Raw genomic sequence first — 741 nt, 5'->3', positions numbered from 1 at the left:
GATCACAATGGGCACGAACAATCCGCCGCTTTCGCCCGAGGACGTCGAACGCTTCGGGCCTGATCCCCTTACCAGCTTCCGCACCAATCTGGCGTCGGTTGAAGAGCGCATCACGCTTGCTTGCGCACGGGCCGGGCGCGACCGTGCCTCCGTGCGGTTGCTGCCGATCACCAAGACGGTGCCGGCCCATATCCTGCGATATGCGTTCGACGTCGGCATCAGCACCTTCGGCGAGAACAAGATCCAGGAGGCAATGACAAAGAGCGAGGCGCTTCACGATCTCGCCATCGACTGGAGCATCGTCGGACATCTGCAGACCAACAAGGCCAAATATCTGACCCGCTTCGCGCGTGAGTTTCATGCGCTCGACAGCCTGCGGCTCGCCGACCTTCTGAACACGAGGCTGGACCGCGAAGATCGCTTCCTCGACGTCTATGTGCAGGTCAACACGTCTGGCGAGGACAGCAAGTTCGGCCTCCATCCGAACGCACTGCTGCCCTTCGTGGAGACCCTCGATCAGCTTCCCCGTCTCCGGCCATGCGGGTTGATGACACTTGCGCTGTTTTCCTCCGACATGGCCAAGGTGCGGCCTTGCTTCATTCTGCTGCGCCGGCTGCGGGACAAAGCCGTGAAGCACAACGCCGCGCTCACCGGGCTCTCCATGGGTATGACCGGAGACTTCGAGGAAGCCATCGAGGAAGGCGCCACTGTCGTGCGCGTCGGTCAGGCCATCTTCGGCAA

General features: G+C 61.9%; 1 protein-coding gene. It reads left to right on the top strand.

From position 1 onward, the window contains the following. Window positions 1–7 precede the first annotated feature (7 nt). Window positions 8–741, top strand: a 734-nt coding sequence (locus AC0L2R_RS33790; protein WP_473514113.1) for a YggS family pyridoxal phosphate-dependent enzyme, incomplete at its 3' end; no start/stop codon positions are given.

It is taken from the genome of Mesorhizobium sp. WSM4820, from assembly GCF_055811075.1.
Note: the sequence above shows the minus strand (reverse complement) of the source record. Positions and strands in the feature narration are given on the sequence as shown.